The 26,050-nt window shown below is 71.3% G+C and carries 18 protein-coding genes; 9 read left to right on the plus strand and 9 right to left on the minus strand.

The annotated features are described in order from the left end of the window. Positions 1-73: 73 nt before the first annotated feature. Both AC07FT_RS17155 and AC07FT_RS17160 read right to left on the minus strand, forming a co-directional pair. A complete protein-coding gene (locus AC07FT_RS17155; protein WP_479176890.1) occupies positions 74-2,593 on the minus strand; it encodes an ABC transporter permease in 2,520 nt (839 codons plus the stop codon). Positions 2,594-2,631: 38 nt separating this feature from the next. Beyond that, complete coding sequence (locus tag AC07FT_RS17160) at positions 2,632-3,417, minus strand: ABC transporter ATP-binding protein (protein ID WP_479176891.1); 786 nt, start codon at positions 3,415-3,417, stop codon at positions 2,632-2,634. A 194-nt stretch (positions 3,418-3,611) separates the two neighbouring features. On the opposite strand from AC07FT_RS17160, the gene AC07FT_RS17165 reads away from it, so the two are divergent. Further along, entirely contained in the window at positions 3,612-4,838 is a 1,227-nt protein-coding gene (locus AC07FT_RS17165; protein WP_479176892.1) for a sensor histidine kinase, read from the plus strand. Positions 4,839-4,913: 75 nt separating this feature from the next. Further along, a complete protein-coding gene (locus AC07FT_RS17170; RefSeq protein WP_479176893.1) occupies positions 4,914-5,636 on the plus strand; it encodes a response regulator in 723 nt (240 codons plus the stop codon). Here AC07FT_RS17170 and AC07FT_RS17175 read toward each other — a convergent pair. Both AC07FT_RS17175 and AC07FT_RS17180 read right to left on the minus strand, forming a co-directional pair. Beyond that, a complete protein-coding gene (locus AC07FT_RS17175) occupies positions 5,633-6,637 on the minus strand; it encodes an IS481 family transposase (RefSeq protein WP_479176894.1) in 1,005 nt (334 codons plus the stop codon). The genes AC07FT_RS17170 and AC07FT_RS17175 overlap by 4 nt on opposite strands. Then, positions 6,634-8,070, minus strand: coding sequence for an MFS transporter (locus AC07FT_RS17180; RefSeq protein WP_479176895.1), 1,437 nt, complete (start codon positions 8,068-8,070; stop codon positions 6,634-6,636). Before AC07FT_RS17180 ends, AC07FT_RS17175 begins: the two co-directional genes overlap by 4 nt. 105 nt (positions 8,071-8,175) lie before the next feature. Here AC07FT_RS17180 and AC07FT_RS17185 point away from each other — a divergent pair, with 105 nt between their 5' ends. After that, a complete protein-coding gene (locus AC07FT_RS17185) occupies positions 8,176-9,183 on the plus strand; it encodes an Lrp/AsnC family transcriptional regulator (protein WP_479176896.1) in 1,008 nt (335 codons plus the stop codon). Here the strand turns inward: AC07FT_RS17185 and AC07FT_RS17190 are convergent. The 3 genes from AC07FT_RS17190 to AC07FT_RS17200 form a co-directional block, all read right to left on the minus strand. Beyond that, on the minus strand, positions 9,180-10,094 hold the full coding sequence (locus tag AC07FT_RS17190) for an MBL fold metallo-hydrolase (protein WP_479176897.1): 915 nt from the start codon (positions 10,092-10,094) through the stop codon (positions 9,180-9,182). The two genes, AC07FT_RS17185 and AC07FT_RS17190, sit on opposite strands and share 4 nt — an antisense overlap. A gap of 95 nt (positions 10,095-10,189) precedes the next feature. Beyond that, on the minus strand, positions 10,190-11,323 hold the full coding sequence (locus AC07FT_RS17195) for an MFS transporter (RefSeq protein WP_479176898.1): 1,134 nt from the start codon (positions 11,321-11,323) through the stop codon (positions 10,190-10,192). A 224-nt stretch (positions 11,324-11,547) separates the two neighbouring features. Then, a complete protein-coding gene (locus tag AC07FT_RS17200; protein WP_479176899.1) occupies positions 11,548-12,108 on the minus strand; it encodes a TetR/AcrR family transcriptional regulator in 561 nt (186 codons plus the stop codon). 297 nt (positions 12,109-12,405) lie between these two features. Between AC07FT_RS17200 and AC07FT_RS17205 the strand changes: the two genes are divergently transcribed. Continuing rightward, the gene (locus tag AC07FT_RS17205; protein ID WP_254739147.1) at positions 12,406-12,846 is read left to right on the plus strand and encodes a PPOX class F420-dependent oxidoreductase; all 441 of its coding nucleotides are present in this window, start codon (positions 12,406-12,408) and stop codon (positions 12,844-12,846) included. Between the two features lie 305 nt (positions 12,847-13,151). Continuing rightward, positions 13,152-14,498: a cytochrome P450 gene (locus AC07FT_RS17210; protein ID WP_479176993.1), complete on the plus strand. Its 1,347-nt coding sequence runs from the start codon at positions 13,152-13,154 to the stop codon at positions 14,496-14,498. Here AC07FT_RS17210 and AC07FT_RS17215 read toward each other — a convergent pair. Further along, a complete protein-coding gene (locus AC07FT_RS17215) occupies positions 14,436-17,969 on the minus strand; it encodes a cytochrome b5 domain-containing protein (RefSeq protein WP_479176900.1) in 3,534 nt (1,177 codons plus the stop codon). The genes AC07FT_RS17210 and AC07FT_RS17215 overlap by 63 nt on opposite strands. A gap of 347 nt (positions 17,970-18,316) precedes the next feature. Between AC07FT_RS17215 and AC07FT_RS17220 the strand changes: the two genes are divergently transcribed. Continuing rightward, positions 18,317-19,192, plus strand: coding sequence for a GNAT family N-acetyltransferase (locus AC07FT_RS17220; RefSeq protein WP_479176901.1), 876 nt, complete (start codon positions 18,317-18,319; stop codon positions 19,190-19,192). Here the strand turns inward: AC07FT_RS17220 and AC07FT_RS17225 are convergent. Further along, the gene (locus AC07FT_RS17225; protein WP_479176902.1) at positions 19,189-21,924 is read right to left on the minus strand and encodes an FHA domain-containing protein; all 2,736 of its coding nucleotides are present in this window, start codon (positions 21,922-21,924) and stop codon (positions 19,189-19,191) included. The two genes, AC07FT_RS17220 and AC07FT_RS17225, sit on opposite strands and share 4 nt — an antisense overlap. A gap of 545 nt (positions 21,925-22,469) precedes the next feature. On the opposite strand from AC07FT_RS17225, the gene AC07FT_RS17230 reads away from it, so the two are divergent. The 3 genes from AC07FT_RS17230 (at position 22,470) to AC07FT_RS17240 (ending at position 26,004) form a co-directional block, all read left to right on the plus strand. Continuing rightward, positions 22,470-23,129 carry a DUF4232 domain-containing protein gene (locus AC07FT_RS17230; RefSeq protein ID WP_479176903.1) on the plus strand — a complete coding sequence of 220 codons (660 nt, stop codon included), beginning with the start codon at positions 22,470-22,472 and terminating at the stop codon, positions 23,127-23,129. Positions 23,130-23,596: 467 nt separating this feature from the next. Then, positions 23,597-24,133: a hypothetical protein gene (locus AC07FT_RS17235; protein WP_479176904.1), complete on the plus strand. Its 537-nt coding sequence runs from the start codon at positions 23,597-23,599 to the stop codon at positions 24,131-24,133. A 713-nt stretch (positions 24,134-24,846) separates the two neighbouring features. Further along, positions 24,847-26,004, plus strand: coding sequence for an amidase domain-containing protein (locus tag AC07FT_RS17240; RefSeq protein WP_479176905.1), 1,158 nt, complete (start codon positions 24,847-24,849; stop codon positions 26,002-26,004). The last annotated feature ends 46 nt before the right edge of the window (positions 26,005-26,050 follow it).

Genomic DNA, 26,050 nt, shown 5'->3' on the forward strand with positions numbered 1-26,050 from the left:
GCGGTGCACGAGGGCCGGGTACGGCGCGGGAACCGCGCCGTACCCGGCCCTGGTGTCGCTTCCTGTGCCGTTCCTACTCCGTGTCCGTGCCCATCGCCTTCAGCATCGGGACCGCCATCGCCTGCCGTCCCGGCCACAACGAGGCGAGGACACCGATCGCGGCCGTCGCGGCGAAGCACAGGGCCGCCCGGTCCCAGGGGATGACCAGTGGGACGCTGGGCTGGGTGAGGACGGCGGCCGCTCCGATCGCAGCGCCCGCCATGAGCCCGAGCGCCGATCCGAGCAGGGAGATGGTCACCGACTCGATGCGCAGGATGGAGGCGAGCCGCTTGCGGTCGAGTCCGAGGGCGCGCAACATGCCGATCTCCCGGACGCGTTCGGAGACGGCCATGCCCATGGTGTTGACCACGCCCAGGGCACCGATCAGGACGGTGACGCTGAGCATGGCGTACATGATGTTCAGGAACTCGGCCGTGTCGTCGCTCGCCGCCTTCCGCACCTCGGCACGGTCCTGCACCAGCAGCGCGGGATTGTCGAGCGTGTGCCGGATGTCGCGCTGGAGGGCCGCGGTACGGCCGGGGTCGGCGTCGGCCATGACCTCGGCGATACGCGCCTGGTCACCGTCGGTGGCGTGCGGTGGCAGCCGCGTAGCCGAGACGAGCGCGGAGGCGAAGTCCTCCCCCTCGTAGATGGCGACGACCGGGAGGGAGGACTTCCGGTCGGTACCGGCGAGAGTGCCCGTGACACGGCTCCCGAGCGTCAAATGGCGTGCCGTCGCGGTCTGTTCCTCGACGGCGATACCGCGGTCGAGCCGCTCCAGCGAACCCTTGCGGAGCGTGATGGGGGCCAGGCGCTCCACCGTGCCGGGGGACACGGCCGTCACGGGGAGCATGTCCTCGTCGGAGATGTGCAGATCGGTGTTGACGACGGCGCTGACGGCCGCGGCGTCCGGGAGGTGTGCCACACGGTCGGCGACATCGGCCCCGACCTGCCCGAAGGCCACGGCCGTGATCCGCAGATCCGAGGCCATGGCCGCGTCGGCCTCCTCCTCGTCCATCCGGCTGATCGACGCCACGGCGACCGTGACCGCGGTGACCATCGCGAGACCGATCATGAGGGTCGCGGCGGTGGCCGCCGTACGCCGCGGATTGCGGCGGGCGTTCTCCACCGCCAGCTTGCCGCGGATACCCGCCAGCCGCCGCAGCGGTGCGCGGAGCAGACCGGTGACACCGAGGGCGATGAGCGGGCTGAGGACGATCAGGCCGATGAGGAGCACCGGTGCGGCGGTGTAGAGCAGGTTCTCGTCCCCGCCGGCCGCCCAGAGCAGAACCACACCGAGCCCGGTGACGGTCGCGCCGATGATGCCGCGGCGACGAAGTGACGCGGGTGTGGGCGGGCGGCTCGTGCGCAGCGCCGCCACGGGGGAGACGGCGGCCGCCCGACGGGCCGGCACATAGGCCGCGAGCAGGGTGATGGCGATGCCGACGCCGAACGCCGCCAGTACGGGAGTGAGCTGGACGATCCGCAAGGGGGCGGTGGTGCCGCTCGTCGCCCCGAACAGGGTGTTGAGCAGTGCCGCGACACCGATGCCCAGGGCATAGCCCACGACCGACGCGACCGCCCCGACGATCGCCGCCTCGGTCAGCACCTGGCGCATCACATACCGGCGGGTGGCCCCGACGGCACGGAGCAGGGCGTGTTCACGGGCACGGGCGGCGCTCAGCATGGTGAAGGTGTTGGCGACGAGGAAGGTGGAGACGAACAGGGCGATACCGGCGAAGCTCAGCAGCACGTCGGTGAGTTTGTCGTCGGAGCCGGCCGTGGCCTCGTCGCGCAGTTGCGCGGCCGTGACGGCCTCGATCCCGTCCGGTAGCACCTTCCGTACCTGCTGGGCGAGTTGGGCTTCCGAGGTGCCCTCGGCGGCGGTCAGCGTGATCGATGTGTAGCCGCCCTGGTCGGGGGCGAACTGCCGCAGCGCGGTGGCGCCGTCGAACGCGGTGAGCGTACCGCCGGAGGCGAGACGGCTGTCCTCGGCGGTGAGGACACCGACGACACGGGCGTCGCGGGCCGTACCGTCGACGACGATCCGGACCCTGTCGCCGACCTGCTTTCCGGCGCGCTCGGCCGCCGCCTCGTCGATGGCGATCTCCCCGGTGGCGCGCGGACCGCGTCCGGCGGTGAGGGGGTAGCGCGGATCCTCGCCCCCCGGGCCCGGGACGTAGTTGACACCCGCGGACTCGTACAGATCACCGATGAGTTCGCCGTCCGATCCCGCCAGGAACGACCGGCCCTCGGCCGTGCCACGCGCCGAGACGGCTCCCGGCACACCACGGAGCCGCTTCAGCAGCGCCGCGTCGAGACGGGGTGGTGCGGCGGAGGAATCCTGTGCGGACTGCAAGGTGGCATCCGTGGGCCGCACCGCGACGGACACATCCGGCTGGGAGCGGGCCCGGGCCTCGGCGACGGCGGAGGAGACGGAGTCGCCGTAGATCAGGGAACCGGTGACGAAGGCGACACCGAGCACCACGGCGAGTGCGGGCAGTGCGAACCGGAGGCGATGCGAGCGCAGGGTGCGCAGGGCGGTACGGAGCATGGCGAACCTCCGGGACGAGGGATGGGTGCGGCCGCCGCTCATCGGGCTGCCTGCTGCCCGGCGTCGAACGCCTTCATCTGCTCCAGCACCCCGGCCGCGCTGGGGTGCGCCATCTCGTGCACGAGCCGTCCGTCGGCCAGGAAGAGCGCCCGGCCGGCGTAGGCGGCCGCGACCGGGTCATGGGTGACCATCACGACCGTCTGCCCGAACACCGTCGCGGACATCTGCAGGAACGACAGGACCTGTGCGCCCGCCCGGGAGTCGAGATTGCCGGTGGGTTCGTCGGCGAAGACGACCGCGGGTCGCGACGCGAGCGCCCGGGCGCAGGCCACCCGCTGCTGCTGGCCTCCGGAGAGCTGGTCCGGACGGTGTCCGAGCCGGTCGGCCAGGCCCAGGGTGCCGACGAGTTCCCGCAGCCACGCCGGGTCGGGGGTGATCCCGGCCAGGTCGCAGGGGAGGGTGATGTTCTCCAGCGCCGTGAGCGTGGGCATCAGGTTGAACGACTGGAAGACGAAACCGATCCGCTCACGCCGCAGCCTGGTGAGCCGGGACTCGTTGAGCGAGCCGAGATCGGTGTCGCCGATCCGCGCACTGCCGGACGTGGGGGTGTCGAGTCCGGCGAGGCAGTGCATGAACGTGGACTTGCCCGAGCCCGAAGGGCCCATGATCGCGGTGAACTCGCCGGAGACGAACCGGGCCGATACACCGGCGAGCGCCGTCACCGCGGTGTCGCCCTCGCCGTAGACCTTGGTCAGGTGGCGGCCCTCGGCGACCACCGTGCCGATCGTGGGGGAGGACGCGGGGGCGTCCCATCGCTGGCTCATCGCACATCGCTCCTGCGTGACATCGGTTTCTCGGGATGGTTCTCGGGAGGGTCCGCGGCCGTCCCCTCGGACCGGTTCCGATGCTGCCGGGCCGCGGCCCTCCCCCGGATCCACCGGAAAGCCGAAGGGCGAGCCGCCCGCCTCGGCCGAACGGCCGAGGTGTGAAAGGAACCGACTGCCGTAGCGTGACCTGCATGATTGCCGCGTTCCGGGCACGCTCCCTCATCCAGCGAGCCCTTATCTGCCTGGTCGGTGCGGGACTGTTCGCCCTCGTGGTGATGGAGGGCCGCAACGCGCCCCACCCCGCCGTGGCGGCGGCGACGGTCGTCACCGGGGCGCTGTCGCTCCTCGCGCTCTTCGCGCCCAAGCGCTGGTTCCGGCAGTACGCCCTGGCCGCCGTCGTGGCGTCCTGCGCTCTGTCGATCACCCAGACCCAGCTCACGCAACGCCCCGAGAACACACCCGGGATGGTGGAACTGGGTGTGCTGCTGCTGGTGGTCACCCGTGCGGTGCGCCGCAGCAGGCCCCTGGAGGCCATCGGACTGTCGGCGGCGGCCTCCTGCGCGGCGGTGATCCTTCCGCTGCGTATCGAGGCCTGGGACGACCACCTCTATCTGTTCATCTCGCTCATCGCCGTCTGTGTCGTGCCGTTCATGGTGGTCCTCGGACTGGCGCTGCGTCTGCGCGACACCGTGCGGGCGCGCGAGATCGACACGGTCCGCCAGGCCCAACGCCTGGAGTACGCACGGGAACTGCACGACTTCGTCGCCCACCACGTCACGGCGATCGTCGCCCAGACCAAGGCCGCGCGCTTCACGGCGGACGCCGGCCACACCCAGAGCCCGGAGGACCTGGACCGGATGCTGGCCCAGATCGAGCAGGCCGGGGCCCAGGCGCTGGGATCGATGCGCGCGATGGTCTCCGTCCTGCGGGATCCCGTGGCTCCCACGGCCCCCGCGGCGACCCGCCCGGCGGGACACCTGGGCGGGCTGCGCACGCTCACGGAGAAGTTCTCCGTGGCGGGGCCGCCCGCGACGCTGACCGTCGACCCCTCCCTGACCGACCGGCCGGTGCCACCCGAGGTCGCCGCCACGGTCTACAGCGTCGTACAGGAGTCGTTGACCAACGCGCGCAAGCACGCGGCGGGGATGTCATGCGTCGAGGTGCGGGTCGTGCCGCACCCCGAGCGGCCGGACCGTCTGGAGGTGTCCGTGACGGACGACGGCCGCCACGGGGGCCAGGGCACGCATCCGGGGCAGCCGGCGGCGCGTGGCGAGGGCGCGGTCGGCGGGGGATACGGTCTCGTCGGTCTCGCCGAGCGGGTCGAGGGGATCGGCGGGCGGATCAGCGCGGGGGCGCGGCCGGGTGGTGGCTGGTGCGTCCACGCGGTCCTTCCGCTGGACACCCTGCCCTCGTACTGACCTCGGCCTCGTAACGGACTGCGGCCCCGCACGGGCCGCGCCCCTGTACTGACCGCGGGGCGTTCCCTTGGGATCATGTCCTCCATGACGATTCGTGTCCTCATCGCCGACGACCAGCCCATGCTCCGCGCCGCCTTCCGCATGATCCTGGGCTCCCAGCCGGACATCGAGGTCGTGGCGGAGACCGCCGACGGGGCGGCGGCCGTCGAGGAGGCGCGGCGTCTGCGACCCGATGTCTGCCTGGTCGACATCCGGATGCCGAAGCTGGACGGCCTCGAGGTCACCCGTCAGCTCGCGGGCCCCGGTGTGCCGGATCCGATGAACGTGCTGATCGCCACCACCTTCGACCTCGACGAGTACGTCTACACCGCGCTGCGCAACGGCGCCTGCGGATTCCTCCTCAAGGACGGGGCGCCCGGGCTGCTGACGGAGGCCGTGCGGGCCGCGGCCACCGGCAACTCCCTGATCTCACCGTCGATCACCGTCCGGCTGCTCTCGCACATGGCCCCGTCCCGTGAGCGGCCCGCCGGACCCCCGGCGCGCGGTGCGGTCGGCGCCGGTGCGGGTTCCGGTCCGGCCCGGCCCGCGGAGCCGCTGACCCAGCGCGAACGGGATGTCGTCCGTCTCGTCGCCCGCGGCCGTACCAATGAGGAAGCGGCCGCGGAGCTCTACGTGACGCTGTCCACGGTCAAGACCCACCTCGCCAACGTCCAGCGGAAGCTGGCGGCGCGCAACCGCGTCGAGATCGCCGCCTGGGCGTGGGAGACGGGGCTCTGCGGAGGCGGGGGGCGGGCCTAGGTGTATGAGGGCCGGACGTTGGTGACGCCGGTCTTGTGGCGAGACGCTGGAGGGCGACCGCCTGCGGTGCCATGTGGACGGTGATAGTTGTAGTGGATGTTCCAAACTCTGATCGCGGCTGAGCGTTCTTCCTCGTTGGCGAATTCACGGGCGTAGAGCAGCTCTTCGGCCAGGATGCGCTGGTAGCGCTCCACCTTCCCGTTATGACGTGGGGTGTAGGGCTTGGTCCTCTTATGGCGAGATCGATCGCCGACGACGCGGGCAAAGTCGCCGGAGCGATAACACGCTCCGTTGTCAGTGACGACGCGGTGGATGTGGCTGATGCCGTGGGCAGCGAGCCAGACCTTGGCACGGGCCAGGAACGCAGCTGCGGTCCCGCCCTTCTCGTCGTTGAGCGGCTCGGTATAGGCAAGTCGGGAGAAACCGTCGACGATCGAGTGCAGGTAGACATAGCCGCGGTTGGCGCCGACGCTCTTGGCGCGGTCGACGGTCTTCACCTGGTCGCAGCCGCGGCCGTGGACGCGCCATCCGCCGCCGTCGGGGATCCGTCCGACCTTCTTCACATCGAGGTGCACCATGTGGCCCGGCCAACGGGCAGTAATCTTGCGAATTTCCCGGTTGGACTCGCCGGACGGGTCGAGGTCCCGGCGGTGACTCAGTCCGAGCCGTGCCAGGTGCCGGGTCACGGTGCGGCGGTTGATGCTGAATCCGGCCGCGGCCAACTCGTGGGTGATCCGCTGGGCGGACCACTTGTGCCCGCGGCGCCAGGCCTCTATCTCAGCGATGATCTCGGGCGGGGTCGCGTTCGGGCTTGCGTGCGGAGTCGAGGACCGGTCCAGCAGGCCGATTTCGCCGTGCCGCCGCCACCGGTTGACCCATTTCGACGCGCATGCGCGTGAGATCCCCATCTCCGCGGCAACATGTGCGATCGGGCGAGTCTGGCAGCGCTCCACCAGTCGTCGCCTGCCCTGGACCGTCAGCGGTGCATTGGGGTGCGTCATCGGGCAGCTCCCCCAGGCTTGGCGCGCAGCATGCCTGTCACGGTGAGAACGAGGAGGAGCGCCTGGCCGAGGCAGGCGGTGAAGACGAGGGCGAGCGCACGGCCCGGGCTGCTGCCGTGGTTCAGGTATGTCGTGCCGAGCAGAGCCACGCCAAGTGTTCCGCCCAGTTGCTGGACGCTGTTGAGCAGGCCGGCGGCCGATCCGGTCTCATGCGGTTCGACGCGTGAGAGGGCCGTGGTGAAGAACGGCACGGTGAGGAGTCCGCCGCCGAGTCCGGCCACGGCCAGTGAGGCCGGGACCCACACGGAGGCCACCGCGGATTCGGGGGCAACGCCGCAGGCGAAGACCCCGCTCAAGCAACCGAGTGCCAGGAGACCGATGCCGGGGAACATGAGTGTGGGCCCCGTCCTGGGCAGCAGTTTCTGACCTGCGATCAGAGAGGAGATGGCAAGTCCGACGGAGAACGGCAGCACGGTCAGGCTCGCCATCAGCACCGAGCCGTGCAGGCCGTTTTGCACGTAGAGGACCACCGTGAACACCAACCCGGTGGAGGCGGCGAAGTACACGGTGCTCGTCGCGAGCGCGGACGGGAACCCTCGGTCGCGGAAGAGGCTGGGTTCGATGACGGGGTCTCGCCCTTTCTTGCCCAGCCGTCGCACATGGGCGATCAACGCGACTCCTCCACCGAGACCTGCGCCGGCGAAGAGTGTGGTCAGCCACCGAGGCATCGAGTCGTTGATCGTGGGCACGGTGATCGCGGCAGCGACGGCCGCGCTCAGCAAGACTCCCGCGAGGTCGAGTCCGGGCCTGCGTGCAGCCCGGTCCTCGACAAGGAAGCAGGCGCTGGCCAGCACAATTGCGCCAAGCGGCACGTTGATCAGGAAGACGGCACGCCATGACAGACCGGCGAGATCGGCATGGGTCAGCATCCCACCGAGCACTGGCCCGGCCACCGCAGTCAAGCCCATCACGGGGCCCACCAGGCCCAGAGCCTTGCCGAGTGCCGGGCCGCGGAATGCCGCTTTGATGAGACCGATGGTCTGGGGAATGACAAGCCCGGCGGACACGCCCTGGACACCACGTGCCAACAGCAGCACGAACATGCTCGGCGCGGCGGCGCATATGAGGGACGAGGCGAGGAAGCCGAGCATGCCGGCCACGAGCACCCGGCGGCGGCCGAGGATGTCACCCAGACGGCCACCGGGGATCAAGGCAATGGCGAAGGGGAGCGTGTAGGCCGCAGCAATCCATTGAACGCTCGCCGGTGATCCGCCGAGGTCTGCACGGATTACTGGCGCAGTGACGGTCGTGATACTCGCATCCAGCAGGTTCATCGCCTCGGCGAGCAGAAGCCCGCCCAGGGCGATCCGTCGTTTCCATGCTTCGGGTTCGGCACGGGCCGGAATCCACGCGGCATCGCTGTCAGTAGTCATGCGCCCAGGTTCGATGGGCTCCGGGCAGTATGGTCGGCTTCTCGGCTCAGCCCGAGCGGAACTAGCACCAGTAGGCGTGTACTGCGTAAAGATGTTCAAAGGGGCATGTCTGTGGATCGGCTCGACCACCAGGTTCTGCACGCTCTCGGTGTGAACGGGCGGATCGCGCTTCGCCAGCTCGCCACCCCCCTGGGGGCCAGCGAGCACACCGTCGCGCGGCGTTATCGAGCCTTGGTCGAACGCGGAGTCGTCCGAGTGGTGGCCATGCCGGCACCACGTGAGGACGACAAGGGTCAACTGCTGAGACTGAACGTTCGACCCGGGGCCGGCCCCCGCCTCGCCGACGCGCTCGCCCGACGCGACGACGTCGCCTGGATCAGGACCGCAGGGGCCGGCGGGGAGGTTCTCTGCGGAGTACGCGCCGCTTCCACACCGCAACGCAACCACCTGTTGCTCGAACAGCTTCCCCAGTCGGGACGAGTCACCGCCGTCACGGCTTACGAGGTGCTCCACCACTTCCGCACGCCAGGCCATGCCGACTGGGAGGGCTTCCCCAACCAGCTCACTGACGAGCAGCGCAAGGGGATCCGTGCCGGTGCGCCGCACGAGGACGAACCATGCAGGAGCACCCCTCGGCTGAAGGGTGAGGACCATGCCCTGCTCACCGTGCTCAGCCAGGATGCGAGGCAGTCCTCCGCCCGCCTCGCCGCTGCGACGGGACAGGCCGAATCGACGGTACGACGACGCCTCGATGCCCTGTTGTCCTCCGGTGCGATCCGTCTTGACCGCGACCTTGATCCAGTCCAGCTGGGCTACCCCATCGGCGCGACGCTGTACCTGGACGTCAGCCCCAGGCACCTCCACAACGCCGGAGAAGAACTAGCTCAGCACGAACCAACCACGTTCGTCGCCGCTGTCACCGGGCCGACCAACCTCTACGCGGCAGTTGCCGCCAGGACGGTCCACGACCTGTACACCTATGTGCGCTCCACACTGGCCGACGTCGAAGGCGTACTGCACATCGAAACCAGTCTCACCGGCCCCTACGTCAAACACGCCCGCGCTATCCGGACCTCCGACGGCGTCAACAAGGTCCTGCCCCGCAACACCTAGGACACAGTGGTGGGGGGTTCGGGCAGCAGGCGGAAGCGTCCGTCGTGGGCGTGGACACGTCCCGCGGTGGGGTGCGGGAAGTGGGTGCCGAGCAGCAGTCCGTCCGTACCGGCGAGGCCGGACAGCAGATCGTGGCGGGTGCGCACCGCCTGGCGGGGGTCGATGTCCACGCAGCTGGTCACCTGGGGGTGGGCCAGCTGAACGGGGTGGTGGACGCTGTCACCGGTGATCACGGCTGAGCGGTCGGTACCGCGCAGTTCCACGGTGATCTGTCCGGGGGTGTGACCGGGAGCGGGACGCAGCCGGATGCCATCGGCCACCTCGTGTCCCCGGCCGGTGACGTCGACCAGGCCGTACTGCCCGTTGTCGCGGACGGGGTGGACGGAGTCGCGGAACATCTGGGCGCGCGCCTCGTCCATCTCGACGGAGGCCCAGTAATCCCATTCGGTGCGGCTGACGAGGTAGCGGGCGCGCGGGAAGGCGGGCTCCCAACTGCCGTCGTTCAGACGGGTGTTCCAGCCGACGTGGTCGGTGTGCAGATGGGTGGTGATCACCATGTCCACGGAGTCCGGCGCGAAGCCGATGGCGGTGAGGCGCTCCAGGAAGTCGGTGTCCAGGCCGTTCCAGGCGGGGTTGGCGCGGACCTTGTCGTTGCCGATCCCGGTGTCGACGACGATGCGCGTCCCGCCGGCCTCGACGGCGAAGGCGTGGCTGGCCAGCCGTGGTACGTCGGCGTCGGCGAACGCGGGCCGCAGCCAGGGCGCCTCGTCCATGAGCTCCCCGGTGGCCTCGGGAAGCAGCCACGGACCGGTCTGCCGGGGCAGCTCGATCTCGTCGACGCGGTGCACCTCGATGCCGCCGAGGCTCCACGACGGGGTGGTGGCGGTGTGGGTGGCGGCGGTCGCGTTCATGGGCGGGGCCTTTCTCGTCCGGTGAGCGGTCGGGTGAGCGGTCGGTGGCCGGGGCGGGCCGGGCAGGAAGGGGATGGGGCGGGGCCCGGCGGGTGTCAGCGGGTGGCGGGGCTCCGGGTGCCGGCGGTGAGGAGGGTGGCGACGGCGGTCAGGGCCAGGAGGACAGCGGTGCCGGTGTAGAGGGATACGGCCATCCGGAGGCCGTAGTGGTTGGTCAGCAGCCCGGCGATGACCGCGGGCACGCTCATGGCCAGGTAGCTGAGGACGTAGTACGCGGTGAGGGTTCCGGCCCGCTCGCCGGGGGCGGCCGGGGGCAGCAGCAGCCGCAGGGCGCCCTGGGCGACGGCACCGAAGGCGGCGCCCGCCAGGACGGTGCCGGTGAACAGCGCGGACAGACTGTGCAGATACGGGGCGCTCAGCGTCAGCAGGGCCGCGGGGACCAGGGCCGCCGCACCCGCGACGCTCACCGCCCGGGCGGGCAGGGCCCGTACGGCGACGATGGCGACGGCGGCGCCCGCGGTCAGGGCGAAGAAGACCAGACCGGCGGTGGAACGTGAGAGCTGCGGGGAGACCAGGCGCGCCAGAGAGGGGCCGAGCGAGGAGTAGAAACCGCCGAGCGCCCAGGCGGCGATGACACCGGGTGCGGTGACCAGGAAGGCCCGGCGGGAGGCCGCCGCGACGACGACGCGGGGGCGCAGCGAGCGCCATGCGCCCGGGCGCGGCCCGGCGGTCTCGGCGGTGCGGGTGACGGCGGCGGCCTGCACGACGAACAGCAGGAGCAGCAGGACGTAGACGGTGTGCGTGGGGGCGGGGAACCACCGCACGAGCGCCGTCGCGGCCAGTACCCCGGCCGCCATACCGGAGACGGGGGTGAGGCTGTTGGCGAGTGCGGCCCTGCCGGGGTGGCCGGGGTCCTCGAAGTCGAGCAGGGCGGCTCCCGCGGCGCCGGTGGCCACACCCGTGGCCAGCCCCTGGAGGACACGGGCCGCTATGAGCGCCGCCGATCCCTGTGCGGTGGCGAGCGCGGCCATGGCGGCGGCCTCGGCGAGCAGCGCCCCGGCGAGCACCGGGCGGCGGCCGAGGTGGTCCGAGAGCGTCCCGGCCGTCAGCAGCGCCATGAGCAGGGCGAGCGCGTAGGCGCTGAAGACGACGGTGACGGTGAGGGCGGACAACTGCCATGCGGCCTGGTAGAGGGCGTACAGCGGGGTCGGTGCGCTGGAGGCGGCCAACAGGCCGACGAGAACGGACGCGTGGAGGGCGAAGGCGGCACTCCGGCCGAGGGGCCGGCGGGCGCGGGGGTGCGGGTGGGAGTGAGGACGGGGGCAGGACGGCCGGGCTGCGGCAAGAGACATGGCACTTCCGAAGGCTTAAGGCTAAGTGTTTGCCATAAGCACCATAGCCCGGCCGTAGCCGCTAAAGCAAACGATTCGCTTTTAGGGATCGCGGAGGTGCGTCAGGGCCGGTCGAGCGCCGCCCGCACCAGACGGTCGGTGTAGGCGGCCGACAGATCCGAGGGGCGGAACAGGATGCGGTACATCAACGGCGCCACGACGACGTCCAGCAGTGTTTCCACCTCGGGAACCGCCTCACCCCGTCCGGCGGCGCGAACGCCGATGGCCTTCAGCTGCTCCACCGCGTAGTCCGAACAGCGGGCGGCGTTGCCCTGCTCCGGGTCGCCCAACAGCGCGTCGCGGATGTAGACGCGCCCCACCGGCGAGGACATCTCCTCCGCGAACTGCTCGGTCCACGCCTCGAGATCCGCCCGCAGACTTCCGTGATCGGCCGGCGGAGTGTCGGGGCGCAGCCGTTCCACGGCCACGTCGGACAGCAGCTCCCGCAGATCGCCCCAGCGCCGGTAGATCGTGGACGGGGTGACTCCCGCGCGGGCGGCGATCAGCGGCACGGTGAGCGCCTCACGGCCCTGCTCGGCCTCCAGGTCGCGCACGGCCTGGTGCACGGACTGCTGGACACGGGCGCTGCGCCCACCGGGGCGCGCGGTGGCTCGAGGACTCATCTATCCAGCCTAACGCAAACGAATTGCGACCGGAGGTCTGGCGTGAGCCAGGGTCCCGGCGTCCCCTTCGGGCCCCGAGGCAGGCGGAACCGGTCCCGGCCGAAGGGGGCCGGCAGGGCGCGGAGGCGTTGTGCCTCGTGGCCGCCGCACGACCCGAACAGCGCGGCAGCACCGTGGCTTTATCGCCAAACCAGCAGGTCGCATAGGGTGACCACGTCCTGGATCACACAGGGTCCGGGATGCCGGAAACGGTCTGTGCGTTGGACCGTTGGGCCCACGAATGAGGAGCGCGACCCCATGGCTGCCACACTGGACGAGACCACCCGAGCCTGGCTCGACGAACCGAGGTTCTGGCAGGTGGCCACCCTGAATCCGGACGGGTCACCGCAGTTGACACCGATGTGGGCCGAGCTTGACGACGGTCTGATAGTGATCAACACCTCGGCCGGCCGGGTCAAGGAGGAGAACCTGCGGCGTGACCCCCGGGTGTCCCTGTGCTGTATGGACACCGAGAACCCGTATCACCGGGTGGAGATCCGGGGACACGCCGTCCGCTTCGTCGAGGGAGAGCCGGCCGTGCGTGTCATGGACCGTCTCGCGCAGAAGTACCTCGGCACCGAGACGTTCCCCTGGCTGATCCCCGGTGAGGTACGGGTGGCGGTCTACATCGAGCCGCGCCACGTCCACCGTGTCGTCGGCGTCGAGAAGTTCCGCCCCGGAGTGCTGCCGGAGGAGTGAGGGTGCCGGACCCGGAACCGCGGAATGCGCGTGCCGGGCAGCACACGCACCGGCGTACGCCCCCGGTTCCGGGTCCGTGGGGCTCAACTCGTGGCGCGGCGCGGTTCTTACGGCGGGTGGGTAGTAGCTTGCCGGGGAAGCCGGGCGGAACGTCCTCGGACGTCCGAGGACATCCTCGACCGAGGTCCGCTCGTCCCATGCAGTGTCCCGTGTTCGCGCACGCAGCCATCGAGCAGGAGAGCGCATTGGCCACCACAGCCCCGCAAGGCGTCCCCGTCCCGTCATCCGGGCCCGGTGCCGTGCCGCTGCCCCCGGAGCTCGATCCGGCGGCCCTCGCCCGGTGGCGCGCGTCCTCGGGGGCCGTGGTCGACCTGCTGGCCCTGGCGCGTGAGCTCGGCGGGGTCAGTGCGGTACGACTCGGGCCGCGCCCCACGGTGCTGGTCACCGACCCGGGGGCGGTCCAGCACGTTCTGGCCCTCCACCCCGACCGTTACGTCAAGCGTTCCCACCGGGCCCGCGTACTCGTCGGGGACGGTGTGCTCGCGGCCACCGGGGAACCGTGGAAGCGCCAGCGGCGCCTGCTGCAGGCCGAGTTCACCGGGGCCGGGATCCGCCGCTACGAGCAGCGGATCGTCGGCGCGGCGCGCCGCACCGCCGACCGCTGGGCGGAGTGCGCCCGCACCGGCACGCCGACCGACGTCGGTGCGGACATGCGCTTCTTCGCCCTGGACACCATCTGGCGCTCCCTCACCGGCCATCCCCTCGACGAGGCCACGAACCGTGAACTCGGCGCCGTCCACGCGGTGGGAGCCGCCCTTCCGGCCACCCCTTCGGCATCGGCCGACGTGGCGGAACTGCGCGCCACCGTGGCCGCGGACCTCGCCAGGATCGACGCCGTCGCCGAACACGCCATCGCCGCCGCCCGCCGGGGAGAGGCGGGCCCGGAGGGCCCCGCTCTGCTGCGTGTGCTGGTGGAGGCGGGGGAGACCCGGCCCGAATACACCGATCAGCTGATCCGCGATGAGCTGGTCACCCTGCTCGCCGCCGGTCATGAGACCACGGCCAACACCCTGTCGTGGCTGTATCTGCTGCTCGACCGCCACCCCGAGGCCCGCCGCCGGGCGCTGGACGCGGGAGCCGCCGGCTCGCCCGGACGCGAGACGGCCTTGCGGTCTCTGGCCTCGGAGACCCTGCGGCTGTATCCGCCCGCGTGGCTGATCCCCCGTCACGCCACCGAGGACGACACCCTCGCCGGCTACCGTGTCGAGGCCGGTACCGACATCTTCGTCTGCCCGTACCTCACCCACCGCGACCCGGAGCTGTGGCCCGAGCCCGAGCGCTTCGACCCCGAGCGGTTCACCGCCGCCGACGAAGGCCGCCGCGTGTCCCGGCACGGCGCGTACTACCCGTACGGCATCGGTGCGCGGGCCTGCCTGGGCGCGCAGTTCGCCGTGCGGGAGATGGCCGTGCTCCTGGAACACCTGCTGCCCGCCTTCGTCCCCTCCTTCCACGCCGCGCCGACCTCCCCCGTCTTCGGCCTCACGGTCCGCCCCGACGGTCCGATGCGCGCCACCATCACGGCCGCGTCGTCAGGCTCCGGTGGCTCCGCCCGGCGGGACGGGCCAGACCGGGGTCAGGGCCCCGAGCAGTGACTTGTGGTGGAAGCGTACGAGGCCGGGTATCGCGTCGAGGACGGCGATCAGCCGCTCGCCGCCGACGGTGGCCGCGTGGGACTCCAGCTCCTCGAAGACCATGACGCCGTCGCGGATCGCCCCGCGCAACTCCTCGAGGAACGCCAGGTCCTGCGTCCGCACCTCCTCGCAGACCGTTCGCAGTGCCGACCAGGTGGACTCGTCCACGGCGGCGGGGTCGCCGTCGACGGACCGGTAGGCGGTCCGGAAGTCCTCCGCGAAACGGGCCGCCGCGAGGGCGTCGGGCTCGGACATGGTCCGGGTGAGCACGTCGCCGAGGTCGCGGTCGAGACCCCGCGGCGCGGCGAGGGCGGTGGTCAGCGCCCACAGCGTGGGCAGTTCCTCCGTCAGCACGGCCTGGTAGTAGCTGCCCAGGAAGCGCTGGTGGGCGTTGGAGGCGTACTGCACCTTCAGCGCGTTGAGCCCTTCCGGGTCGTCCCCGCGGGTCATCGCCCGCGTCAGGAAACCCCAGTCGTTGGCGAGGGCGTTGGACATCGCGGTGAGCAGGTGCAGCAGACGGACCCAGCAGCGGTAGAGCTCGTCCAGCGACACCTCGACGGGGCCGTGGCCCGGGGGTACGGCGGTGCCGCGCTGGTCGCCGAGGCGCGGGCGGCGGACGGTGCCGATGCGGTACATCGCGAGCATCGCCTCGATCTCGCTGTTCTCGTGGTGCAGTACGGCCCGGTACTCGGTGGTGGCGTCCAGGCCGATGTTCTCGGTGAGGATGCGCGGCCCGCCGGGGTGCAGATGGAGGAACTCCGTCAGGTCGTAGACCGCGTCGTCGATGATCAACCACTGCCCGGTCCCGGGGGTGGTGTGCCGCGCCACCTCCGAGATGTCGTACACCGCGCCGTCGGCCGCGGACGGGGTCCACGAGCTGAACACGTCCTGGAGGTAGCGGCCTTCGGCCACCAGACGGCGCAGTACGTTCTCCGGCTGCTCACCGGGGCCGGAGAAGCGGGCGGCGACCTGGTTGAGCGCCGTCATGACGCTCCCGGCGAACTCTGCGCGCCCGCAGACGTAGAAGTGTGCCCCCTGCCCGCCGTCCTCCTCGCTGCGCATCAGGTCCCACAGGGTCCGCTGGGCCTCCGGGTCGTCGGCGAGGACCTCGTGCAGGCGTCCGGCGGGGGTCTCGACCGTGCGGACCGGCTCACCGAATCCCGCGCGCACACCGCCGTCCTCGGCGGAGAAGGCGGCGTAGAGGGCGAGTGAGCCCTCCGCCACCGCCGAGCGGATCTCGGGCTCACCGTAGATGTGGCGATGCGTACGGGTGCCGAGGAACAGCCAGTTGGGCCCGGCCGCCGGGTCGGTCCGGCGGTGTGCGAGGAAGCTCAGGAAGGGGGAGACGCCCACCCCGGCGGCGAACATCACAACGGGGCGGGAGGCATCGCGCGGCAGACCGAACCGGCTGGGCCGCACCAGTCGTAGTGGGACCTCCTCGGTTTCCGGCCCCACCGCCGGTCCAGCCGATTCGGTGTCTCCGGAGATGAGGGAGCCCGAGGTGAGGTAGCCGGAGGCGGTCCCCAGGAGTTCGGCCTCCGGGCCGCGCGGGCTGTCGTCGTCCGACCGGTGGCTCAGCCGCGCGACGGTCAGCCGGACCTCGTCGGACATCTCCCCGGTGCCATCGGTGCCATGTGCCGGGGCCGAGGAGACCGAGTACATACGGAAGTCCTCCGGTGGCACGATCCGGGCCAGTGCCCACTCGTCCCGGACGTCCGCGGTCAGCAGCCGGTGGAGGGGGTGGCCTTCCTCGCACAGCACGGCCAGCGCGTCGGACAGCTCCCACCGGTCCAGCCCCCGGCTCCCGATGACGGCCCGCAGGGCCTGGGATCCGGTGATCTCCAGCAGTGCCCCGGCCAGACCGGCGGTCAGCGGACGGAGTCTGGCGTACGACAGGAAGGTCCGCAGCGGCAGGGTGTCCGTGGCCAGCGGATGCCGGGCGCGGTAACGGACCGCCTCCCGCCACGCGGTGGTCAGCGGTACCTCCTCCTCGCCGGTGGCGCCCAGTGCCTCCAGGGTGGCCCGGACGCTCTCCGGCCGGTTGGTGGGCAGTACGCCGCACCGGTCACCGGGACGGTAGAGGGCACCGGTCCCGGAGGCGTCCAGCACCACGTGGGTGACATCACCCTCCTCGGCGGCCGGTGTCCGGCTGCTGATGCGCGCGTGCTGAACGTGCGGCGGCAGCTCCCGGTAGCGTTCCAGCCGGGTCTCCTCCAGGATCTCGTCGAGCGTCTTCCACTGCTGCTCCTTGAAGCCGCCGACGATGCCCGTGATGGTCTTGGCCCGGCCGACCTTGAACGCCAGTTCCAGGAAGCCGTAGACCTTCATCCGGTGGGTGCCGAGGTAGCCCTTCTTACCGGCGTAGGCGTCGAACAGCGTGGAGAAGAGGTTCTGCAGACGCCGGTCACCGCTCGCGGCGACGAAGTCGCGCACCGAGACCTCCTCCACGGCCTCGATGAAGGCGATGTGGTGGGGCGGGAACCACGTCCGCAGCTCCGCCACCTCCTTGCCGAGGCGGGACTCCTTGTGCTTCCGGCCGAGGAAGGCGTCCATGAGGTGGAAGACCGGGGACGCCTCGCCGCCCGGCCCCGCCGTGCCGTCCTTGATCGGCACGGCCAGCGGGGCGACGGTGTAAGCCCACACCACCTGGTCGACGTAGGTCGCCGACAGCGGGTTGGGGTCCACCTTCCGGAACGACAGCTCGGTGATGTCGCGCCAGATCCGCAGCATCAGCGTCAGTTCGGCGGTGAGGGCGTCACGGTCGTCGCTCGCCACGGCCTCCTGGGCGCGCACCACCGAGGCGATGAGGGGGGCCGACCGGGCGAGGATCTCGACCTGTGCCAGGTAAAAACGTTTCTCCTCGCGGTTGTCCACACTCGGTACGAGCAAGTCCATGTTCTCGACCCGATGGGGGTCCGGCAGACTGTCGTCGCGCAGCGCGTGGTTGTAGATGATGAGGTCGTTGTACGACATATGTGGTTCGCGACGGTCGAGACGTTCACTGATCTGCGCCCAGGGCACGGCGATCGAGGGCGGCAGCCCGCCGTCGGGCAGCACCTCCACACGCACGAACGCGTGGGCGAAGACGCTCATCGCCACCGATGCCCGCCAGACGAACGCGTCGGGCAGGTCGTCGGGACCGGCGCCGAGTACCGGCATATCACGGAGCGTCTGGCGGAGCGTCACCGTACTCCAGAGCTCCGGCATACGTGCGATCACCTCGTCCCACGCCCGGTGGCTCGCCGGGAAGGAGCGCACGGTGGGGAGTTTGGGCACGAAGCCGGACGAGACGGAGAGGAAGCCCTTCAACTCGTGGCCGTGTGCCGCGTTGTACTCCTCGGCGGACTCCAGCACCCGCCTGCTCGGCACCACGGGGTCGCCGGTGGCGCGGATGCTCTCGGACGGCGTCGGGTGGATACGGGAATCGGTCATCGTGCGACTACTCTCCGGTGGCGTGCCGAGGGGCGGTACGGATCGGGACATGGGCCACCCACGCACCATGGGGGCGAGAAGGCGGCCGGATCGGTCCGTCCGGCGGCTTCGAGGGCCTTCATGGAGAAGAGAGCGGCGCTCCCCCCGGCCGGTTGTCCGCAGGGTGGAGAACCAGGATTCGCCCCGAATCGGCGGTGCGGGGGCAACCGGCACGACGCGGTTGCCCTCGCCCCCGGCCGGGCCGTCGGCGGGGGTGACTCACCGGTGACAACCGGACGGTGGCCGGGCCGGGTTGGTACTCGGAAACCAGGTGCGGACGGTCGGCGCGGTGGTGTGTGATCGGCGGTATGGCGATGGAGTTGGGCACGCCGGGAGCCGACGCGCTGAGCGAGGCCGTGGGCGTGCTGCGGGAGTGGCAGTACGACGGAGCGCCGACGCAGTTGCATCCGGGGGACCTGGGCTGGTTCTGGCGGTCGGGCGCGGAGGCCACCTCCGCGGCGGTCAGGACGTGGAGCCGGCGCGGACGGACGCTCGCCGTGGGACTGCTGGACGGTCCCGGGCTGTTGCGGCTGGCGATGGCGCCCGGCGCCCAGCGGGACGAGGAACTGGCACTTCAGGTGGTCCAGGACGTGATCGACCCGGAGCGCGGTGTACTGCCCCGGGGGAAGGCGAACGTCGAGGCGCCGATGGGCTCGCTGGTCCACGATCTGCTGTGCGAGGCCGGCTGGGGCGCCGACGAGCCGTGGACGCCGCTGCGCCGTGACCTCACGGAGCCGGTGCCGGACCCGGGTGTGCGGATCGAGGTGGCCGGGCCGGAACGGGCGCATGTGTTCGCCGCCGTCCACCGGGCGGCGTTCGACGGATCGAGGTTCACCGACGAGGGATGGCACACGATGGCGGCCGGAGTGCCGTTCGCCGACGCCCGGTGTCTGGTCGCGTATGACGACCAGGACACCCCGGTGGCCACGGTGGCGGTGTGGTCGGCCGGTCCCGGCAGACCCGGGTTGCTCGAACCGATGGGCGTGCACCGGGACCATCGCCGTCGCGGCCACGGCGAGGCGATCTCCGTGGCCGCGGCGGCCGCGCTCCGGGAGCTGGGCTCGTCGAGCGCGATGGTCTGCACCCCGAGCTCCAACGTCGGTGCCGTCGCCACCTATGAGGCAGCGGGGTTCCAGCGGTGCCCCGAGACCCGGGACCGGTACCGGGACGCCCGGAGGGCCTAGTCGCGCATCACTTCCGGTTCGTGCCGACGCAGCAGTCGGGTCACGGCGAAGCCGCAGAGCAGGCCGAGTGCCAGGAGTATCCCGAGGTCGACGGCCCACTGGGTGACGGTGTGGGCCCACAGCGGGTCGATGTCATCCGGCTTGTCGAGGTTCCAGGGCGGCATGGTGTGCCCGAGGTCGAGGGTGGTTCCGGCGCCCGCTACCGCCCAGCGGGCGGGCATCAGCCAGCCGAGCTGCTCGATACCGGGGGAGTTGAACAGTTTGAAGAGGACACCGGTGAAGACCACCTGGACGACGGCGAACATCACCAGCAGCGGCATGGTCTTCTCGGGGGTCCGCACCAGCGCGGAGATGACCAGGCCGAACATCATGCAGGTGAAGCCCAGTGCGCAGACCGTCGCACAGACCTCGACGGCCGTGGGCATGAGCAGCCCCCGGGCGGGGAGCTGGTGGACGGAGAAGCCGATCGCGCAGATGACGACGCCCTGCACGGCGGTGATCAGACCGAGGACGATCACCTTCGACATCAGATAGGCGGACCGGGACAGACCCGTGGCCCGTTCCCGTTCGTAGATCACCCGTTCTTTGATCAATTCACGGACGGAGTTGGCCGCGCCGGAGAAGCACATCCCGACGACGAGCACCAGCAGGATGGTCCCCGCCTCCTGGTTGTAGCGGAACCTGCTGTCGGGCGGTGGCGGGGCGAGACCGTACATGGCCGGGATCAGACAGCTCACCCCGCCCAGTACGGCCGGGACCAGCATCATCAGCGCCATGAAGCCCTTGTCGGAGGCGATCACCGACAGATAGCGGCGGATCAACGTCCACAACTGGCCGCTCCAGCGCTGTGGTTTGGGCTGCCGGATCCGTGCGGCCGGCTGGGCCGGGCGGGCGCCCGGCTGCTGCGCCGGTACGGCCGCGTCGATCTCGGCGACGCACCGGTCGTACTGACGGGAGGTGCGCCAGCGCCCGCCCCAGTCGTCCTCGCGGTGGTTCTCGAAGGCGGAGAAGACATCCGCCCAGCTGTCGTGGCCGAAGAAGTCCAGCGCGTCCGCCGGGGGGCCGAAGTACGCCACGGAGCCGCCGGGCGCCATGACCAGCACCCGGTCGCAGAGGGACAGTTCGGCGACGGAGTGGGTCACCACCAGCACGGTGCGGCCGTCGTCGGCGAGCCCCCGGAGCAGCTGCATGACATCGCGGTCCAGGCCCGGGTCGAGACCGGAGGTGGGCTCGTCGAGGAAGAGCAGCGAGGGCTTGGTCAGCAGCTCCAGCGCGACGGACACCCGCTTGCGCTGGCCACCCGAGAGCGAGGCGACCTTCTTGTCCCGGTGGACGTCGAGTTTCAGCTCCTGGAGCACCTCGTCGATCCGGGCGCTGCGCTCGGCGGCCTTGGTGTCCCCGGGGAAGCGGAGCCGCGCGGCATACTTCAGGGCGGTGTCGACGGTCAGTTCCTTGTGCAGGATGTCGTCCTGCGGAACGAGGCCGATCCGGCGGCGCAACTCGGCGAACTGCGTGTAGAGGTCGCGGTGGTCGTAGAGGACGTTGCCGCGGTCGGCGGGCCGGTAGCCGGTGAGCGCGCGCAGGAGCGTGGACTTCCCGGAGCCCGACGGCCCGATCACCGCCACCAGCGACTTCTCCGGGACGCCGAAGGAGACGTCGTCCAGGATGGTCTTGCCGCGCCCGACGGTCACCGTCAGGCTCCGGGCGGCGAAGGAGACCTCACCGGTGTCGACGAACTCCTCCAGCCGGTCCCCGACGAGACGGAAGGTGGAGTGGCCGACACCGACGATGTCGTCCGGGCCGATGACCTGGCGGGACACGGGTTGCCCGTTGACGTAGGTGCCGTTGTGGCTGCCGAGGTCGACGATCTCGTAGCGCCCGCCGGGCAGGGGCTGGAACTCCGCGTGGTGGCGGGAGACATACGGACCCTCGACCACGAGTTCGTTCTCCGGGGCGCGGCCGATGCGCAGCCGCTGTCCCAGGGAGAGCCGGTGGACGCCGGAGGGGTCCCGGTCGAAGGAGAGGGCCGCGGCGGCACCACGGGGGCCGTGCGCGTCCCCGTCGGGCCGGTGGGGGGCCTGGGCGCCGGCCGTGCCCGCGAGGGCCCCGACGAACGCGGCACTGGTGAGGTCGGCCGCGTGGGGGTGGGGGACCGGCCGGAACAGGCCGTCGCCGGGGGCCGCCTCGTGCTCGTGCTCGGGCCCGGGACCGGTAGCCGCGGCGGGCCACGGCTCGCGCGGCGGCCGCGTGCCGGAGGCCGCCGGGGCTGGGCCCGGCGCCGGGGCCCTGCGGGTGGCTGCCGGTCCTGGCGCGGGGGTCCGCGGACCGGAGGCCGAGGGGCCGGACGGGGCGGAGGGGTCCGAGGCACGCGGGCCGGTGGCGGGGGCGGCCTCGCCCTGGTGCGCCGCCGCGCGGCCCTGGCCGCCGTTCACCGCCGACGGGGCCCCGGTGAAGTCCAGCCGCGTACCGGTGGTGACGTCTCCCAGCCGGACGATCGAACCGTGGCCGATCTCGATCCGCTGGATACGGCGTCCCTCGGCGAACGTGCCGTTCGCACTGCCGAGGTCCTCGATGACCCATGTCCCGGCGTCGCAGCGGATCGTCACGTGCCGCCGGGAGACCCGGCGGTCGATGAACGAGATGTCGGCCTGGTGGTCGCGCCCGATGGTGTAACTCCGGGCCGCGTCCAGGGTCCAGGTGCGTCCATTGGCATGCAGTTCGAGTTCCGGCACGTCTGCCCCCAGTCGATCGTGTGCACCGAGGCCGGCCGCGCGAGGAGCGACGACGGCCCGGACGGGTCCTGCGGTTCCGGCCTGGGCCCGGACGGCCCCGGGGCCGGCGGACGTCATGTGGTGTTCCGTGCGCGGTCCACGGCCCGGACGGCAGGGGCAGCCTCGGCCGTGTTCCCCCGGCGAACGGACGGGGTTGCGCGCCGGCGGCCGGTGCGATCGTCGGGCCTGCGGTGGACGTGTTCGTCGGGGGTCACGGCGGTGTGTCCTCGTGGGGTCGGTCAGCCGGGGTGCGGCCCTGACCGGGTGCGCCGGTGCGCACGGTCATGGCCGGACTGGAAGAGGGTGTGGGACGTGCGGAGGTTGCGTGTGCGGGCGTCCGGTCGGAGATCGCCGGTCCGCAGGCGCGGCGCGTTAGTGAGGCGTTAGCGGTGCGGCAGCGGTACGGCAGCCGAACGCCAGCGGGGCCGGACAGTCTTGAGACGTACCGCAGGACGACCGCACGACCACCGCAGCACCGCCCATACGACCCGCAGGGGGAACCACCGATGTCGAACTCCACCGTCAACGCCCGCACCGTCCGTACCGCCGTCGCCAGTGTGACGCTGATGGCCGCCGCCCTGACCCTCGCGGCGTGCAACAACGACGACGGGGGTGGCGTCAAGCGCTCCGGCTCCGCCGAGAGTTCGGCCGCCGCCGACACCGGTTCCGACTCCAAGGGTGGCGACAAGCAGGACACGACGGCCGGGGGCGGCGCCGACGCCGGTGCCCAGGAGGGCGGCAAGAGCGGCTCCGGTGGCAAGATCGGCACCTGTGATCCCAGCAAGGTGACGATGACGGCCTCCAAGGTCTCCCGGCCGATCAACCACCTGCTGCTCGAAGCCACCAACAACTCCGGCGTCACCTGCAACCTTCCGGGCTTCCCCGCGCTGCGGTTCGATGACGCGCAGGCGGCCACTCCGGTCATCGAGGAGAGCAAGCCGCAGGCGGTGGTCTCCCTCGCGCCGGGCAAGTCGGGCTACGCGGGCATCCTCACCTCCAGCGCCGACGGTTCGGGCAGCGAGGGTACGAAGGTCAGTGAGCTGAGCGTGTACCTCGAGGGCGAGGACTCCGCCACGTCCGTCTCGCTGCCCGGCGGCTCGGTGTACATCGACAGCAGCGCGAAGGTCACCTACTGGCAGAGCGAGAGCGCCAACGCCCTCGACTGATGAGCCACGGGCGGCATCCGCCCGTCCCGCGGACCCGGGCAGCCGACTCCCCTGCGGCTGCCCGCTGACCGACGGCCCCCGGCACCCCCGCGGGGGCCGTCCCGTCATGTCACCCCCTGACGGCCGTGGCACACCGGGCCGTGACCGGCCATCGGCCGCCGACCGCCCCGCTCACCGCGCCAGATCGGCGGCCCTGCCGGAGCTGCTCGCCGAAGTCGGCACCGTGACCACGACGGAAGCCGCGGCCCGGCTGGGCCACAGCTCCGGCCTCTGCTCCCCCGGCCCGAGGGGGCCCGGCCGGCAGCCCTCATCACGCGGCTGTTCCCTCTGCTTCCCGACTCCGCGGACGGCCCGGACCGGCACTGAACGCCGTGCCACCGGAACACCCGCGTCAGGCCCCCGCGGTGAGCTGGTCGCCGAGGGCGCTGCGCCGGTAGAGGACCTGCCCCCTGCTCAGCCTGCGGGTGTTGCAGGATCCCGGGCTGTCCGCGCTGCACCTCCCCTGGCGCAGATCCGTCCTGGGCGGGCTCGGCGCTCTCGACACGGAACTGCTGATGTCCCTGGTGGCGCAGCGGCGCACCCTCCAGGACTTCCTGACGTCCCATCCCGGCCGGTTTCGCACCGGACTTCGAGGAACAGCTCGCCGTCGTCCGCCGGACACCGCCCGCCCCCTGTCTGGCGTTCCTGCTGTCCGGTCCGGCCTACGGGCTGAGCCCCGGGCCGTCGGAGCGCTGGCCCTGGTCGGCGCGGCGACCATGCTCTGCACCCCGTTCGCCGGCCGCCTGGTGGACCGCCACGGGCCCGACCCGGTGAACCTCGTCTGTCTGCTCGGTGTCCGGGCCTGGGGCCGGACCGGCTGGGCGGGGGTGTGCGCGCTCGTCGCGCTGTTGGCCGCGGTCGCGCTGATCCGCCACCTCCTGGCGCCGCGCCGCCGGACGCACCGGCCGGGAAGCGACCGCCTCGGCAGCGGGAACAGCGCGGACGTCATAGCTTCACCGCGATGAGCATGGCGAGGAAGAGGAGGATCTCTGCGAACAGTCCAGCGAGCAGACCCAGACGGAGCATTTCGGGTAGACCACCGTTCCTGTGAGGGGTCGGCGAGTGTTCGCCGCGGCCTCGGGGCCCATGAGAAGGGCCTGTGCGTTCAGCGTAGGAAGAGGGAGAGAGGGTGGGCATCAGGGGTTCTCCCTAACCGGCTGCCCGATCATCGAACGGATGCGGCCGCGCCGATGACTCTGTGCCCGGAGTGTGTCACTCCCCGTGGCGCCCGGAGCCCCCTGGCTCCCCGGCGGGCCGTCCGGGACTGGGGCGGCGCGAACGCGGTGATGACGACCGGGGCGGAAGGAGAGAAGGCGGCCAGGCGCGGGCCCTCCTGGGGCACGGACACCGTGGTCCGCCGCGCGGACCCGGACGAGCCGCCGGTGGAACGCGAGCCCCCGGTGGCCGAGTTGGTTTTGGGGCGATGTGATCCGCCTCGGCCCAGGCGACCTGGTGCCCGCCGATGTGCGTCTGCCGCGGTCGCATGGGCTGTCCGTGCACCAGGCCCCGCTCACCCGCTGAGGCGGGCTCGCGAACGCCTATGGTGACGGTCGGGTAACTCCCGCACGGCTAGGGGGGCTCCCCCTTCACGCCAGCCACACAGAGCGTGCAAGATTCCTCCTATCTCGGTATACCTGCGCCGGGGCAAAGAGGAGAATCTTCAGTGAAGTCAAGAAAATTGAGCCGGACGCGGAGCCGGGTCACGATACTCACGGCGGCGGCCGCCTCGGTCGTCGCGGGGGCGGCGCTGCTGCCCAGCTGGAGCGCGGGCGCGTCCACCACGAACGAGCCCGAGGTGGACGCCAAGACCAAGGCCACCTTCCAGCGCCTGGCCGACGCGGTCTTCACCGACCGCACCAACGCGCTGCTCGACAAGCCGGGCCAGAAGAAGGGTCCGCTGACGGACGGCTTCTCGGGCAAGGTCGCGCTCTCCTCCGGGAGCGCCCGCACCGAGGGCAGCGCCCTGGGCCGGCTCGGCGACCGCAAGGACCGTCTCGCGAAGTACGGCGAGAAGTACAGCTCCGGCGGCACCACCGTCACGCTGGACCGCACCCGGGTCAAGGGCGCCAAGGCCGTCGTCACGGTGACGGAGACCACGAAGCTGGAGTACAAGAAGGTCCGCGGCGATGAGCCGAAGACGACCGGCTTCCAGGCGCACCATAAGCTGACCTTCCGGGCCAACGAGGACGGCGAGTGGCGGCTGACCGCCATCCGCGAGACCGACGACAGCTACCTGGCCGTCAACCAGACGGTCAAGCCGAAGGTGGCCACCGTCGCGGCCGACGGCGACATGCCGTCGGCCCCGCGCGCCGCGACCACCCGGCCGGCGCCCGCCAAGCCGAAGAACCTCAGCTCCGGTACGTACAACTACAAGGCGATGGCCACGTACGCGGAGAAGTACTGGAGCAACTACAACCCGGCCTACCCGAACTTCAACGGGCACGGCGCCGGTGGTGACTGCACCAACTTCGTCAGCCAGTCCCTCAAGGCGGGCGGCTGGAAGCACAAGCCCGGCTACGTGTACGACTACACCAAGTGGTTCGGCAACGCCGACATCCAGTCGGACTCGTTCGTCGGTGTCAACGAGTGGTCGTGGTTCGCGCTGAACTCCAAGCGCGTCACCAGCCTCGCCAACGTCTACCAGATGGACGTCGGCGATGTGCTCCAGGTGGACTTCGACAAGGACGGGTCCAAGGACCACACCATGATCGTCACGTACCGCAGCCCGCAGGGCGTGCCGTACCTGACGTACCACTCGACCAACACCTACCGCCGGTCGGTGGCGAGCGTCATCGCGTCGTACCCGAACGCCGCGTACTACGCCTACCGCACCTGATCCGCGTCATCCGCACGACCCACCGCCCGGAACCACTGGTCCGGGC

It is taken from the genome of Streptomyces sp. NPDC045899 (genome assembly GCF_056431485.1).